Raw genomic sequence first — 14,251 nt, 5'->3', positions numbered from 1 at the left:
TCTTGAAATACCTTACTCTTTTAAGTGTATTAACACTTAGTGCTTGCAGCTCTGTACAAAACTTAACGGCGCTAGGCGAAGGGACTACTGCTAATATGAATTTAATAGCTCTTTCGGAGCAGAGCGCGCCACAAGGTGTTAGCGGTACATTTAAGTTTTATATTAAAACTGCAGGCTCTCAGTTCGGTGACGTATTTTTAAATACCGAAGCTGACTATCGTGATCGACGTGCTATTACAATTTCAATTGATTCAAAAGTAGCTGCTAAACTCACCGAAAAATACGGACAATCAGCCAACACATTTTTTATAGGTAAAACAATTGAAGTAACAGGTGAAGCGAAGCGGGTAACTATCGATTTTTTAAGTAAAGGCAGAAAAACCAATAAATATTACTATCAAACACATGTTGCTGTTAACTCAATAAATCAACTTCGCATTGTTGAGTAACATCAGCCAGCTTGTTGAGGCATCGGATTAATTACTAAGATACTTATTGGCTAAGGGTATGTTTTACAGTGATACTGTTCTTATATACAGTACCACTGTAAATCTCAATGAATACTAAAATAATAAACTTACACTTAATCGAGCTGTTCGTGGCTCTATTGGATGAAAGTGGTTATCTTCAACGCCTTGTGCTGATTCGCCAGGTAAACGCGATGCATAATAGTAATCTATATCGTGGTCGGTGCTATTAAATAAGTTAAGTAATTCAAAGTTTACTTTCCAGTGAGTCTGCTCATAGCTAATTGCGCTATTTACTACTGTTAAAGGCTCCGAACGCTCGTCACCATCGCTAGTTAATGTACGTTTGCCAATATGGCGAACTCTAACTGATGACTGCCATTGCTCACTTAAGTGCCAATTTAAACCTGTACTTGCAACAACAGGAACAGCACCTTCTATATAATCATTATTGTCATTAATATCTAAACGTGAATGCGTGAACGAGGTTTCTGCGTCGATACTAAAGCTGTCGTTAATCCAATAATAAGCGCTTATTTCTAATCCGTAACGTTTAGATGCATCACTTGGTTCTGTGTTACCCGCATCGCCAACAAATAAAAGCTCTGAGTCGAGTGTTAGCCACCAAAGTGCAGCTGATAGATTAAACTTTTGCTCATCAGCAAATCGGACGCCTATTTCAGCGCCTTCACTTTTAACTAATAAGTCAACTTGCTCTGCTTGCTCACCGGTAACAGGGTCAATATTAATAGTAGATCCGCGCGCATCATTTGAATGAAAAGATTGTCCCCAATTAGCATATGCAGCTACTAAATTTGTAAAACGGTAATTTAAACTCCCTTTAAAACTTACTAAATCATCCTTTGCTTTTCCTGAATTTACGGCGGTAATACTAGTCACGTTTGTATCAAAATAGTCGTACCTAACGCCAACGGTTGCTTCAAGTTTTGGAGTAAGTAAAAGTTTAGACTCCCAAAAGCTTGAGTAGCTCGTTTGCTTTAGTTCATCTTGCCTAACCGTACTAAGTCGCTCTCTTGCTTGTGTGTTATAAAGCCCTACGTTATCTATGTCGTCGTGGCGAAGCTCAATACCTACGGTATGTTGTATGTTTATATCTGATGTTTTGGTTTCAAACTGGTAGCTTATATCTGTTCCATAAATATTTCGGCTATCTTGCTGATTAAACTGATCGCCATTAATTGGATCATTTAAAAAATAACTAAAATTAGAATACAGGTTTAAATCGTAATTAATTACATAAGCGCTGGCTTTTATATGCTCGCCCTGCCAGTTACTCGATAAGCTATAACGGCTAGAGCTACCGCCAAGTGTGGTGTCAAGAGAGCCTAATTGAGTAATTAAATTTTGTGATATAGCGCGCTGTGGAATTTGATCTGCTGAATTCCATGTATTGTCGTATGCCATGGCACTTATTGATAAGTCACCATCAAAAGCTTTACCAACATAGCGCAGTAGGGCATTCTTTTTATTTACATCTTCGTTTATATCATCCCATGGGCCGTCATAGCCTTGCCATTCTGCCGCTGCAATGAGCTTACCTGTTGCAATGTTAGTAGATCCCAGTACAACAGCGCGTCTATAATTATCTTCTCCTATACTGAGTTCAACTTGGTGATGTTTTAGGTTATCAGTAAGTTGAAATTGAGCACTACCAGCGGTTGAAAAGTCACCTTGGCTTGCGCTATATGAGCCTTTTTGATAGTTAATAGTTGAAATAGACTCAGGGATTATAAAGTTTAGGTCGGTGTAACCTTGTCCGTGGCCATGGCTGCGCATATTAATTGGCATGCCATCTATGCTGGTGGCAAAGTCGGTGCCGTGATCTAAATTAAACCCCCTAATAAAGTACTGATTAGCTTTACCAGAGCCGCTATGTTGAGTGACCGCCATACCTGGGATTAACTCTAACATTTCGGCGCTTCTTAACATTGGGCGCTGCTGAATTTCACCTTGACCAATAATACCGCTAGATGCGCTGATTGACTCACCAATTAACCCATCTCTGTGACCATAAACGGTTAATTTTTCTATGTTTGCATAGCTATAACCACTATACAAAGCGCCTAGCGCTAAAATTGCTAATGTTTTCATGACTAAAATCCCTATCTAATGTATTTGTTATTAATGCAGCTATGTTAAATACGGCTTAGATAATTTATTGGATGCAACATTTGTTGGTTATTTGTAACTATTTAGGGGTGAGTAAAGATGGGTAACTTAAAAACTACGCCGCACGCTATTGTAATCTTATTACATAAAACTAATAATCGAGTGCTTTAAATAACTGTATAACACTAACAAGACAGAGAGCCCGTATTGAAAGCCAAAGAAATCCGCAATTTTTACATTAACGAAGAGCAATCTGTTTATTTGCTTTCGCACCGCGATGCTAAAAAGCACCGTCAGTGGCTTAATATTTGTATTAAGCAGTTAACAGTGTTGGGCTATAAAAACGTTGAAATGATTGGCTCGGGTGCTTTTGGCTTTGTGTTTGCAGGAGATGACGATAACGGCTTACCTTGGGTATTTAAGTTTTCGCGTATTACTCTTGCTCAAAGTGTGCGTGACCGCCTAGAAGACGAAGCGTATATGCTTTCGCAAATTAATAACCCCTTAGTGCCTACCTTTTATGCTTTTGAACGTATTAAAAAACAAGGGATTTTAATGATGGCACGCGCCATTGGAGAGGACCTTGAAAAAGTATCGCTTAAAACAGGGCGCTTTAGTGCCGCGCAAATAATGACGCTAGCTGTTAGGTTACGTAATGTGTTGGTTGATTTACGTAGCCATAAAAATGGCGTTAGCCCACAACCTATAGTGCATGGCGATATAAAGCCTTCAAACCTTGTATGGGATGCAAACACTGATGCGCTGTCGTTAGTGGATTGGGGAAGCTCTGTGTATGCACAGCTCGATAGTGATGGTAACCCTGTTGCCAGTAACTTTATGGATTTAATGTCGGGCGATTTAAGTACAACGAATGCGCGTATGGGCGATGTGTACTTTATTGGTGAAGCGCAAATGTCGGGGGAGCAATCATCCCCACGATTTGACGAACAAGGTGTAGCCGCTACGTTGTATGCGCTAGCGTCGGCGCAGTCATGTCGCTTTGGTGCACAAGCTATCCCAGCAAGCAGCTTAGGGCTTCCAAAAGAGCTGGCTAAAGTCATTGACGGTATGCTTTCTAAAAGTAAAGCTCAACGTGATGGTGCTGGTGATTACTTTATGCGTAACATTACAACTATGGCGAAAGCGTATTTACCTGAGTTTGCTAAAAAACCAAAAAAAGCAGATATCCCTTTTTGGTATGGCAACGACGAGCAGCCCGACACGGTGGTATATAGTTCACGAAAACAGTTTTTACGCCAAGCCGATCATAACCAGCAATTACTAGATATAAACGACGCGCAACTTGACCGCTATTATAAAGAGTTTTTATTTGATACAGGCGATACCGAAAAAGCATTTTTAGCATCAATAAGCCGATTAGCTAAGTACCCTGTAGTAGGTGGGCTTAGTTTTCATTGGAAGGATGAGTCAATGTTTGTTGAATCATCTTTAATTATGCATGACGAATCATTGGGTGATGCGTTTAGCGATGCGATTAATAACACGGTAATGCTTGCTCAAGCGATTAATCAAAAAGGGTTATTTAAGTGTTGTTTGTTTGATGCCCGTAAAACCATTCAGTTAGAGCGAGATGGCACCGGTGCATTTAAGTTTGATAGCCTACCAGAGCTTGAATACGAAGTTGTAAGCATGAAGGCAAACGATATAACCCGCCCGCATTCATACTTTGAAGACGGTAAAGACCCTGATGAGCAACTACAGCTACCTAAAAAAGTTATTAAGTGCGTATTTGAGCTTAACCAAATTCATCATACGGGGTGTATTATTTTTGAAGCACTGCCGGACAGAATGAAGATTCACCATTACTACCGCTTACTCGATTCGAGCAAAGAGGTTGAGTTTAAACGCCTTCTTAATAAACTTATGCAATACGCAGTAAATATTACGGACGTGGGTGTTGCGGGCTTTATGAAGTTGCCATATAAAAACACCCGTGAGTTTAGTTTACGTGAGCAGCAACAAGAGCATTACTTTCCTAAAAATCCCAAGCTTGTATCTTTATAGAAAGAACCCTTCACTAAAGAGTGTTAAATAAGAAGACAAAGATAAAAAAGAGCACAAATTTGTTTAACTTGTACTCTTTGCCACTTAATTATTTAGGTAAGTATTACTAATTATTAAACACCTTACTAAAGGGCGACGTTGGTGTTAGCTCAAATTGATGAGTTAGCTTTTGCGTTTTATTAGTCGCTGTAATTTGATAATGCTGCTTGTGCTCATTGTTACTAAATAGCTTAACGTTAAAGTTAACTTTGGTTAGTTTACTAGGCAAAGAGTAGCGCCCAGTAATGGTTACTTGGTCTATATTGTCGCTTTTATGTTTATGCGACGCTTCTGGGTTTAGCAAAAGTCCATCAATAGTAAATTTATACTGATGATCCGCTAAATAAACGTTCTTTTTAACTCGCTTAGTTATTAGTTTTTTATGAGCGTTAAACTCAATTATTGACACTTTGCCATCCTTGTTTTCATCAACCCCTTTAAAAGCCGACATAGGGATTGAAAGCACAATAAACACGTTATTATCAACAAAATTCAGCGTACCGTGCTCTGCAACCATTAAATGCGCGTTTGCTAATGTTGATGTACTCAATAAGCCCAATGTGGTCACACTTAACAGATAATTTTTTATATAAGGCATAACTTACTCCAAATTAAACTTCGCCTTTAACGCAGCGTTGAAAAAACGGGTAAGTGTCTGTTGCGTAGTAGTGGTATATCCCATCAGGAAACTCAGGTGTTACGCCAACGCGGCCATTACATTCATCTAAATCACCAGAGCCTGCTACGTATTCCCAATCTTGTGCAAATGTACCTAATGGGTATATATCGGTAGAAGGGCGGTTTACGCTTACAGATGTTATGTGTTGGTAGCTACCGGTCATTACGGTTAGCGCTGAAGTTGCATCATTTGAGTCTAAATAGCCGTAACGTGCATAAATGGGAAAGCCGTCTGCTGCCCAGCCTATTAGAGTCATAGTGGAGCTATTGCCACCTCGCAGTGTTACAAAGCCTTCAGGCATACCATGATAATGATATGTGCCATCGGGTTGTACGTGTGCATTGTTGTCGTCTGTTCCAAAACTAAACGTGTCTTGGCTTAAAGCTTCTATATTCCAATTACCGCTGTTGTCGCCTAAATCGCAATCGGTGCCTGAATCATCGCAACTTCCGCCTGTGCCGGCGTCTATTTTAATGCCGTTAAGTACAACGCCTATCATTCCGCGAGGGCCACCAAGCATGGTTGCTTGTGTTGTTTCTACAGGCTCAAGTGTGTAGCTTTCATTTACTGATTGTTCAGAAATAGTATTTGGGTTATCGGCATTAGGGAATGTACCTACTTCGTGATCAGGTATGCCATTAGCTACTAAGTCGCGTGTAGTTCCTGTGCATGACCAATCTGCAGCGCTGGTGGCCTGTACTGATACTGACTCGTTATATTCACTGTAGCTATATTCACAAAACACGCCTTGGGTTGAGCTACTCGTACCTGTACCGTTATCTGAGGTGGTTGATGATGAATCTGTAGTTGTTGAGGTATCAACTATGCCTTCTTCACCTCCACAAGCAACTAACGATAAAACAACTAGAGCCAAGGTGCTTAGCTTTATAGCATTTACCCTATTTGAGTTTTTATTATTAAGTGCGTGTAGTTTCATTGCTGCTTACCTGAACAATTAAGTTACTCAAACAATAATCAGCAATTGTGCAAATAATGTGTAAACAATGATGACAAATTAGCAATGATGTAAATAGACAAAGTATTAAAGCTAAGTTGAGATTTAACTTTATTGAATTGTGTTTTATTTTAAAAATTCAAAAAGTTAAACTAATGCAAAAATAGCTAATATAAAAGGTTACCTTAATGGCTAAAACAAAACCTGTAGTGACGTTACAAAGTCACGGTATTTACTCTAAGTGGGACAGCGAAAGTAAAGCATTGCCACAAATAGAGCAATTTACAACACATGTAATAGCTGAGGTAGATGTTGAGTTTGGCTTAATCGTAAATATTAAAAAGGGTAAAGGCGAAAAGCTTCACTATTGTATATACCATCCAGATATTCCAGACAGTGACGGTGATGTAATGGACCCCTTTGAAGGCGACGTATACGTTAAAAACAGTGATTGGAACTTTTATTTAGGCGACACGCTTTGGTTACCAATAGAGAATAAGTTGGGTGATTGGCGTATGACGATTGAGCTAAATGGAAAAATTATTGCTGATAAAACTTTTAAGGTGGCATTAGAGCTAGAGCGTACTGAAACAGATTTTTGGAAAAACCGAGGGTATTGATTTCTATTTGTTAGCTATACGGCGTGGATGTAATAGAAATTAATAAAAGAGAGTTGTAGAGCCATTAAAATAGCTCTACAAAATTAAATTAGCGTGTTTAGTTACCCCAAGGGTTACTAGAATTAGAGCGTTGTTTGCGATCACGAGCACGTTGCTTTGATGCTTTTTTTTCCATAATACGTTTTGCATCACTAAAACTTAACTCACATGGCTCACCAGGTTTATGATCAGCTGGGATCACGCGATCACGTGGCGGTAATTCGTATTGTACATCATCAGGTCTAGGTAAGTTTTTTAGGCGATAAAGGTAAAAGTTATCTACTTTTTCTTGTGCCCATTGTGTTTTACGTAAAAATTTAACCGCTGACTTTATATCAGGATTGTTTTTAAAGCAGTTAAGTTGTAAATAAGCGTGTAGGAGCTCCCACCCGTATTGTTCAACCAGCTCTTCAACCACTTGTTCTAATTTAACGCCTTGCAGTGGATTATTACTGAAAAGTTCTTGGTTGCTCATAGGTGTTGCCTCGTTATTAAAATACAAATTGCATTATAAATTTAATAACGAGGCTTTAACAGAGTAAATAGCTTAACTTTGACAATTAACTACAACACGACCGCGAATTTTGCCTTGCATAAGTAGCTCTGCGTTATCAATTACGTGTTCTAGTGATATTTCTGTCGAAATTTTATCTAAATAATCAGCGTTTACTAATTTTGCTAAACGATCCCACGCTTCAATTCTGTCGGCTTTAGGGCGCATTACGCTATCAATGCCTATTAGTGACACACCACGTAATATAAATGGGGCAACTGAGGCAGGTAAATCCATGCCTTGGGCAAGTCCGCAGGCGGTTACTACACCCCCATACTTTAATGATGCACAAATATTAGCAAGTGTATGGCTACCTACTGAATCTAATGCCGCTGCAAAGCGCTCTTTTTGCAAAGGCTTACCAGGATTTGAAAGCTCGTTTCTGTCAATTACCTGTTTAGCACCTAACTCTTTTAAATATTCACTTTGATCTAATCGACCCGTAGCTGCTGTTACGTTGTAGCCAAGCTGGTTTAATAAATAAATAGCAAAGCTGCCTACGCCACCATTGGCACCTGTTACAAGTATTTCGCCAGATTCAGGGTTTATTCCTTGTTTTTCAAGAGCTATAACACTTAGCATAGCGGTATAACCGGCTGTACCTATTTGCATCGCTTGTTTTGGAGAAATACCTGCAGGCAAGGGGATTAGCCAATCGCTATTAAGTGCCGCTTTTTGAGCAAGCCCGCCCCAATGTTTTTCGCCTACACCAAAGCCATTTAATATTACGTTATCGCCATTTTTAAATTCATCGCTGGTGGAATTTGTAACCGTACCCACTAAATCGATACCTGGCACCATAGGAAAACTGCGTACAACAGGGCCTTTACCCGTAATTGCTAAACCATCTTTATAGTTAAGTGTGCTGTATAGCACGTCGATAAAGACGTTTTCGTTTGGTAAATCACTGCTTTCGATAGTCGATAATGAGGCGCTGTAGTTATTATCTTCTTTATTAATAACAATGGCTTTAATTGGGTTATTCATAGGATATCCTTTTAGACCGATCGTCTTTTAATTGGTAAATAAAAACGCATTAGGTTAGTAATGCGCGTAAAAACATTTCTGTATATAAAGTAAGTGGGGTATTTGATTTTGTGAGCTTGGCGCGCATAACCGCACCTTCCCAGCCAATCCAAAAGTACTCACTCATCAATTTTGTATTTACATGGCTTGCAATAGTGCCTTGTTGCTTAGCTTGGTTTAAGCAAACCTCTACATGGTTTTGCCAAGCGGTGTAGCTTTGCATTAATCTGGTTTTAAACTCATCACTTAAATGGTTAAGCTCTTGATTTAAGTTACCGACTAAACAGCCACGTTTGTAATCGTATTTTTTCATTCCTTTAATTGCGCTTTGGGTAAAATTAACGATTCGCTCAAGTGGGGGAATATCTTCTTGCTGTAGGTAATGGGTAAGCTTTGCAATAAAGTAACTGTCGTATGCATCAACTAGGGCAATGCCGTAGGCCTCTTTACTTTTAAAGTAATGATAAAAGGAGCCTTTAGGTACAGCCGCTTTTTTTAAAATAGTATCGAGCCCCGTGGCGCTAAAGCCAAATTCAGTTAAGGTTTCTAGGCCCGTGCGAATAAGTAACGCTTTGGTATCGGCGTTCTCTCTGGCTATTTTAGGTGGGCGACCACGGCGTATTGGTGTTGATGTATTTTTGTTCATGTACATATATTAGACCGATCGACTTTAAATAATCAAGCATAAATTTAAATTGTTTAAAAATACTTCAAGTTAAAGGCGGGCTACTAATTTAAGATTAATGAAATAAAAGTGTCACGATTACATTTTTGTTTGGAACTTAGTCAATATTAGTCGGTCACAAATAAAGCACATAAGTGCTTTTTAGCGATTATTGAGTCGCATTTTATTTAGCATAAAACCGGTCAAATTAAATGTTGTATGACCACTTACTTTTTTAAATGTTAATTCATTTTTGCATCAGCAGCTTAGTTAAAGTCAAACAATTTAATTGCTTTTACGATTTGAATTTTACATTTTTATTAACTATTCATTAAATGTAGATTTCACTAATGCTACACAATATATAAATAAAAAGGTGAGGATATTACCGATGAAGAGACAGAAAAGAGATCGTTTAGAAAGAGCTCATTCTCAAGGTTTTAAAGCAGGTTTAGCAGGTCGCTCAAAAGAGCTATGCCCTTATCAACAAGTAGATCCCAAATCAGAGTGGTTAGGAGGTTGGCGTGAAGCGATTGAAAACCGCAACATGTACAAAACCTAAAATCAATAATCGAATTTAAGCAAAAAGGCCTCCACGTTGGAGGCCTTTTTGTACGCATTTAAAAATTAAAACGCGCTAGTGTCTTGGAACAAGCCCACTTTTAAATCTTTTGCTTCGTAAATTACTCGGCCATCTACTTCTACAGTGCCATCTGCAACACCCATGAACAATTTACGTTTAATTACGCGTTTCATTACAAGGCGGTAAGTTACTTTTTTATTAGTTGGTAAAATTTGGCCAGTAAATTTAACTTCACCCACACCTAGCGCACGGCCAAGACCAGGGCCACCAGACCAACCTAAGTAAAAACCAACTAGTTGCCACATAGCATCTAAGCCTAAACAACCTGGCATTACTGGGTCGCCTTTAAAATGACAATCGAAAAACCAAAGGCTAGGGTCAATATCAAGCTCAGCAACAATTTCGCCTTTCCCATGAATACCGCCATCAGCAGTAATAGAGGTAATGCGATCCATCATTAACATGTTGTCACTTGGTAAACGGCAGTTACCTTCACCAAACATTTCACCTTGACCACACAGGATCAACTCTTCTTTTGTATAGCTATTTTTAGGTTCCATAACACTTATCTTCGCTTAGAAATTGCCAAGTACTTTAGCGTACACTTGTACGCTAAACAACTCGGAGCAGTTAAAAAATCAAAATATTGCATATTAAATCATCAATCAATCAACGCGATTGGTTTTTGCACTATAAAACCGCGCAATTACAATCAGAAATCATTATAATTAACGCTGTCTTATAACCAGTCTAAAGGAAGTTTATGATCCTTTTTGTTAACTCACTAACTGTGATTGATTTTTCTTACTTATGTAACAAACGCGGCGCCGTTGGCGAGAGCTGGATTGTTGATTTAACTTTGCACGGTAAACTTAACGAAGAGTCTATGGTTTTAGACTTTGGTTTAGTTAAAAAGCAAATTAAAGGCATTATAGATGAGTGTATTGATCACCGTTTAGCAATTCCTACAGGGCTTAATGGTACTGTATCTGAATTTGACGAGCATAAAACACTCGACTGTACATTTGGTGAAAATAATCACTTAGCTATGAGCGCTCCTCATCAAGCTTATTGCATGATTAACGCAGATGAAGTAACTGTTGAATCGGTTACCGAATTTTTAATTGCGACTATTTTACCAAAGCTACCAGATAACATCGAAAAAATTGAGCTGTCTCTTAAGCCTGAACACAGCCAAAGTTTTTACTATCATTACAGCCATGGCCTTAAAAAGCATGACGGTAATTGCCAGCGTATTATTCATGGGCATCGTTCTCAAATTGGTATTAGCCTAGATGGTATTTCTATGCCGCGCTTGCAAAAAGAATGGTCTCAAAAGTGGGAAGATATTTACTTAGCCACCAGTGAAGATCAAATTAACGCTGCTGATTTAAAACACATAACAGCCAAAGCGGGTGATGTATGTTTTGCTTATACATCGGCACAAGGCTATTTTGAAATGGCTATAAGCGAGTCTCGTTGCGACATTTTGCCAGTAGATACCACTGTAGAATGTATTGCTGAACATGTAGCTGGCCAAATTAAAGCTCAATATCCAGAAAAAGCAGTGAAAGTAACGGCTTATGAAGGTGTTGGAAAAGGATCGATTAGTTATGTTTAAAACACTTTTAGCAACAGCGCTTGTTGCCTCTGCTAGCTTTAGTGCTATGGCGCTTGAGTTAAAAGGACATTTAACACAAGGCGGTTTAGTTACTGGAAAGCTAGAAAACGCTAAATCAGTAAGCTTAGATGGCAAAAGCTTAAAACTTTCACCAAAGGGTGACTTTGTATTTGGTTTTGGTCGTGACGCTGAAACTACTCATACTTTAAAATGGGTAGATAACAATGGTAAATCGCATTCACAGCCAATAGCTATCACAAAGCGCGAATATAAAATTGATAAAATTACCGGTGTAGCTAAAAAATATGTCTCTCCGCCAAAAGAAGTTAGTGCGCGTATAAGCCGTGAAGCAGTTGCTGTTCGTAAGGCGAGAGAAGTTGATTCTGATTTATTGTACTTTTTAGACCCTGTGTTAAAGCCTGCAGAAGGGCGCATATCGGGTGTTTACGGTAGTCAGCGCTATTTTAATGGCGAGCCTCGTCGTCCGCACTTTGGCTTAGATATCGCGAATAAAACGGGCTCTCCTGTTTACGCGCCTATTAGTGGTACCGTGGTATTTGCTGAACCTGATTTATACTACTCTGGCGGAACATTAATTATTGATCATGGCCATGGTATTACCTCAACTTACATTCACTTAAGTAAGCTTGATGTAAAAGTGGGTGATAAAATTGAGCAAGGTAACAAAGTGGCTGAAATTGGTGCAACTGGACGTGTAACGGGTCCTCACCTAGATTGGCGTTTTAACTGGAAAGGCGAACGCCTTGATCCTGCATTACTAATGCAAGATACATTAGCAAACAAAAAGTAGAGATTATGACTGACGTAAATCGCGATGCAATAATTGCTCAGCGTATTGAAGACTCAACCACATCGGTAACTAAAACCGTGTTTCCAGGGCGTACTAATCATCACAATACTTTATTTGGTGGTGATGCACTGGCGTGGATGGATGAAGTGGCATTTATAGCCGCTACTCGTTTTTGCCGTAAGCCTTTGGTAACTATATCTTCTGATAGAGTCGACTTTAAAGAAGCCATACCAGCAGGTACTTTTGCAGAGTTAATAGCTAAAGTAGTGCATGTAGGTAACACCAGCTTAAAAGTTGACGTAGATATATTATTAGAAACTATGCACAAAGACGATAAGCATTCAGCCATTAGTGGCAGCTTTACCTTTGTTGCAGTTGATGATAACCACAGACCGACTCCGGTAGTATGCGAAAAAATGATTTATGGTTTTGATTAACTTAAAGCTTTGAATATGCGCTAAAGCAAATTTATATAAGCACCTTAATTGGTGCTTATATAAAACACCTAAAAGAACACATCATACTAAATATTCATAAAGTATAACCTCAACAACAGAGTGAGTATTAACTAAAAAAGTAATCAAACTGAAGCGAATTGATAGGGGTGAGAGATGTTGGATTTGGATACTAAAAAGGTATGCTTTTAACATACCTTTTTGGTTATATTTAGCTTTTAATTACATTTATTAATACTTACATAAATACTTTTTAAAGTACCATTGCTGCAATCCAGCCAAATATCAGCAGCGGTATGTTAAAGTGAATAAACGTTGGAATAACAGAGTCTCTAATGTGGTCGTGCTGGCCATCGGCATTTAAACCCGATGTTGGGCCAAGCGTTGAGTCTGAAGCAGGAGAGCCTGCATCACCTAAAGCGCCCGCAGTACCAACAAGCGCAGCGGTAGCCATAACAGAAAAGCCAAGGTCTAAACATAAAGGAACAAACAAAGTTGCAATAATAGGCACTGTTGAAAACGAACTGCCAATTCCCATTGTAATTAATAACCCGACTAACAAAATAACACCGGCGGCCAAAGGTTTATTACCATCAAAAAGGGCGGCTGCGCTGTGTACTAAGCTTGCTACATCGCCAGTGGCTTGCATAACCGATGCAAAACCTTGTGCCGATATCATAATAAAGCCAATCATGGCCATCATCGCAACGCCTTTACTAAATACGTCACCGTTTTCTTCCCACTTAACTACACCAAAAACACTAAATATCATTACACCTACTAAGCCACCTAAAATCATTGAGCCACTTAGGTTTTGTGCAAGAAGTGAGGCAAGTACTGCAAAAAGCCCCACAATCATTACTTTTTTAGGGTTTTCTACCTCAGCAGATTTACTCACAGTTGTTAATGGGAGCTCGGTGTATTCGCGGCGTTTTTTGTAAGTAATAAATACCGCAATAAGCAATCCAATAAACATACCTAATGCAGGAATTATCATCGCCACAGGGACTTGGGTATTTACAATGTCTAGGCCGTTATCAACTAGGTTTTTGTGCAAAATCGAATATAAGTAAATACCCCCAAAACCATAAGGAAGCACCATGTAAGACGTTGCTAATCCAAATGTTAAAATACACGCTATAGCACGCCTGTCTAATCTTAACTGATTAAAAACAACAAGTAACGGCGGGATCAAAATAGGAATAAACGCTATGTGTACAGGGACTAAGTTTTGCGAAGAAATTGCACAACCTAAAATAATTAATAAAATGAAGTAACTTAAAAATGTTTCATTACCGCTGCCTTTTGCATTTACTTTAGCAAGTAGCTTATCAGCGAGAATGCGTGTTAAACCCGACTTAGAAATAGCAACGGCAAACGCGCCGAGCATAGCATAACTTAGTGCAATTTCAGCTCCAGCTGAAAGGCCAGAATTAAACGCATCAACACTTTCTTTTATGCCCAAGCCTGCAGTAAGACCTGCAACTAACGCGCTTATGATCATGGCAACAATGACGTTAACGCGAGCCAGAGATAGCCCGAGCATTAAAATAACGCCTATAACAACAGCATTCATAGTATTCT

Annotated in this window: 15 protein-coding genes; 7 read left to right on the top strand and 8 right to left on the bottom strand. The window is 39.0% G+C overall.

What is annotated here, in order from left to right; genetic code table 11:
- The first annotated feature begins 2 nt into the window (after positions 1–2).
- The gene (locus QMA08_RS01495; RefSeq protein ID WP_182724485.1) at positions 3–449 is read left to right on the top strand and encodes a hypothetical protein; all 447 of its coding nucleotides are present in this window, start codon (positions 3–5) and stop codon (positions 447–449) included.
- A gap of 114 nt (positions 450–563) precedes the next feature.
- On the opposite strand, the gene QMA08_RS01490 is transcribed toward QMA08_RS01495, so the two are convergent.
- A complete protein-coding gene (locus QMA08_RS01490; RefSeq protein ID WP_182724484.1) occupies positions 564–2,579 on the bottom strand; it encodes a TonB-dependent receptor in 2,016 nt (671 codons plus the stop codon).
- A 225-nt stretch (positions 2,580–2,804) separates the two neighbouring features.
- Between QMA08_RS01490 and QMA08_RS01485 the strand changes: the two genes are divergently transcribed.
- The gene (locus QMA08_RS01485) at positions 2,805–4,622 is read left to right on the top strand and encodes a serine/threonine protein kinase (protein ID WP_290173410.1); all 1,818 of its coding nucleotides are present in this window, start codon (positions 2,805–2,807) and stop codon (positions 4,620–4,622) included.
- 106 nt (positions 4,623–4,728) lie between these two features.
- On the opposite strand, the gene QMA08_RS01480 is transcribed toward QMA08_RS01485, so the two are convergent.
- Positions 4,729–5,259, bottom strand: a complete 531-nt coding sequence (locus tag QMA08_RS01480) for a hypothetical protein (RefSeq protein WP_290173409.1) — start codon at positions 5,257–5,259, stop codon at positions 4,729–4,731.
- Positions 5,260–5,272: 13 nt separating this feature from the next.
- A complete protein-coding gene (locus tag QMA08_RS01475; protein ID WP_290173408.1) occupies positions 5,273–6,277 on the bottom strand; it encodes a YHYH protein in 1,005 nt (334 codons plus the stop codon).
- Between the two features lie 206 nt (positions 6,278–6,483).
- On the opposite strand from QMA08_RS01475, the gene QMA08_RS01470 reads away from it, so the two are divergent.
- On the top strand, positions 6,484–6,915 hold the full coding sequence (locus QMA08_RS01470; protein ID WP_290173407.1) for a DUF3859 domain-containing protein: 432 nt from the start codon (positions 6,484–6,486) through the stop codon (positions 6,913–6,915).
- Between the two features lie 97 nt (positions 6,916–7,012).
- On the opposite strand, the gene QMA08_RS01465 is transcribed toward QMA08_RS01470, so the two are convergent.
- From QMA08_RS01465 to QMA08_RS01455, 3 genes are all read right to left on the bottom strand, one after another.
- Complete coding sequence (locus QMA08_RS01465) at positions 7,013–7,429, bottom strand: VF530 family DNA-binding protein (protein WP_002960902.1); 417 nt, start codon at positions 7,427–7,429, stop codon at positions 7,013–7,015.
- A 72-nt stretch (positions 7,430–7,501) separates the two neighbouring features.
- A complete protein-coding gene (locus QMA08_RS01460) occupies positions 7,502–8,494 on the bottom strand; it encodes an MDR family oxidoreductase (protein ID WP_290173406.1) in 993 nt (330 codons plus the stop codon).
- Between the two features lie 49 nt (positions 8,495–8,543).
- Complete coding sequence (locus QMA08_RS01455) at positions 8,544–9,179, bottom strand: TetR/AcrR family transcriptional regulator (protein ID WP_182194609.1); 636 nt, start codon at positions 9,177–9,179, stop codon at positions 8,544–8,546.
- A gap of 409 nt (positions 9,180–9,588) precedes the next feature.
- Here QMA08_RS01455 and rmf point away from each other — a divergent pair, with 409 nt between their 5' ends.
- On the top strand, positions 9,589–9,759 hold the full coding sequence (gene rmf / locus QMA08_RS01450; protein WP_002960897.1) for a ribosome modulation factor: 171 nt from the start codon (positions 9,589–9,591) through the stop codon (positions 9,757–9,759).
- A 65-nt stretch (positions 9,760–9,824) separates the two neighbouring features.
- Here rmf and fabA read toward each other — a convergent pair whose 3' ends face one another.
- Positions 9,825–10,340, bottom strand: coding sequence for a bifunctional 3-hydroxydecanoyl-ACP dehydratase/trans-2-decenoyl-ACP isomerase (fabA, locus tag QMA08_RS01445; protein ID WP_002960896.1), 516 nt, complete (start codon positions 10,338–10,340; stop codon positions 9,825–9,827).
- Positions 10,341–10,543: 203 nt separating this feature from the next.
- On the opposite strand from fabA, the gene QMA08_RS01440 reads away from it, so the two are divergent.
- From QMA08_RS01440 to QMA08_RS01430, 3 genes are read left to right on the top strand one after another with little or no spacing between them, the layout of a single operon-like run.
- Positions 10,544–11,401, top strand: a complete 858-nt coding sequence (locus QMA08_RS01440) for a 6-carboxytetrahydropterin synthase (RefSeq protein ID WP_024595367.1) — start codon at positions 10,544–10,546, stop codon at positions 11,399–11,401.
- Positions 11,394–12,212 carry a M23 family metallopeptidase gene (locus QMA08_RS01435; RefSeq protein WP_182693902.1) on the top strand — a complete coding sequence of 273 codons (819 nt, stop codon included), beginning with the start codon at positions 11,394–11,396 and terminating at the stop codon, positions 12,210–12,212. The genes QMA08_RS01440 and QMA08_RS01435 overlap by 8 nt, the downstream gene beginning before the upstream one ends.
- Before the next feature lie 5 nt (positions 12,213–12,217).
- Complete coding sequence (locus QMA08_RS01430) at positions 12,218–12,649, top strand: acyl-CoA thioesterase (protein ID WP_182733519.1); 432 nt, start codon at positions 12,218–12,220, stop codon at positions 12,647–12,649.
- A 271-nt stretch (positions 12,650–12,920) separates the two neighbouring features.
- Here the strand turns inward: QMA08_RS01430 and QMA08_RS01425 are convergent, their stop codons facing one another.
- Positions 12,921–14,243 (bottom strand): Na+/H+ antiporter family protein, encoded by a 1,323-nt coding sequence (locus QMA08_RS01425; protein ID WP_096793083.1) that lies wholly within the window; start codon positions 14,241–14,243, stop codon positions 12,921–12,923.
- Positions 14,244–14,251: the final 8 nt, after the last annotated feature.

Source organism: Pseudoalteromonas sp. APC 3355 (genome assembly GCF_030407615.1).
Taxonomy (GTDB): Bacteria; Pseudomonadota; Gammaproteobacteria; order Enterobacterales; family Alteromonadaceae; genus Pseudoalteromonas; species Pseudoalteromonas distincta.
Note: the sequence above shows the minus strand (reverse complement) of the source record. Positions and strands in the feature narration are given on the sequence as shown.

Coding starts and splice junctions, on each gene's coding strand:
- QMA08_RS01490 (WP_182724484.1), bottom strand. CDS start 2,579: ATGAAAACATTAGCAATTTTAGCGCTAGGCGCTTTGTATAGTGGTTAT.
- QMA08_RS01480 (WP_290173409.1), bottom strand. CDS start 5,259: ATGCCTTATATAAAAAATTATCTGTTAAGTGTGACCACATTGGGCTTA.
- QMA08_RS01475 (WP_290173408.1), bottom strand. CDS start 6,277: ATGAAACTACACGCACTTAATAATAAAAACTCAAATAGGGTAAATGCT.
- QMA08_RS01470 (WP_290173407.1), top strand. CDS start 6,484: ATGGCTAAAACAAAACCTGTAGTGACGTTACAAAGTCACGGTATTTAC.
- QMA08_RS01465 (WP_002960902.1), bottom strand. CDS start 7,429: ATGAGCAACCAAGAACTTTTCAGTAATAATCCACTGCAAGGCGTTAAA.
- QMA08_RS01460 (WP_290173406.1), bottom strand. CDS start 8,494: ATGAATAACCCAATTAAAGCCATTGTTATTAATAAAGAAGATAATAAC.
- QMA08_RS01455 (WP_182194609.1), bottom strand. CDS start 9,179: ATGAACAAAAATACATCAACACCAATACGCCGTGGTCGCCCACCTAAA.
- rmf (WP_002960897.1), top strand. CDS start 9,589: ATGAAGAGACAGAAAAGAGATCGTTTAGAAAGAGCTCATTCTCAAGGT.
- fabA (WP_002960896.1), bottom strand. CDS start 10,340: ATGGAACCTAAAAATAGCTATACAAAAGAAGAGTTGATCCTGTGTGGT.
- QMA08_RS01440 (WP_024595367.1), top strand. CDS start 10,544: ATGATCCTTTTTGTTAACTCACTAACTGTGATTGATTTTTCTTACTTA.
- QMA08_RS01435 (WP_182693902.1), top strand. CDS start 11,394: ATGTTTAAAACACTTTTAGCAACAGCGCTTGTTGCCTCTGCTAGCTTT.
- QMA08_RS01430 (WP_182733519.1), top strand. CDS start 12,218: ATGACTGACGTAAATCGCGATGCAATAATTGCTCAGCGTATTGAAGAC.
- QMA08_RS01425 (WP_096793083.1), bottom strand. CDS start 14,243: ATGAATGCTGTTGTTATAGGCGTTATTTTAATGCTCGGGCTATCTCTG.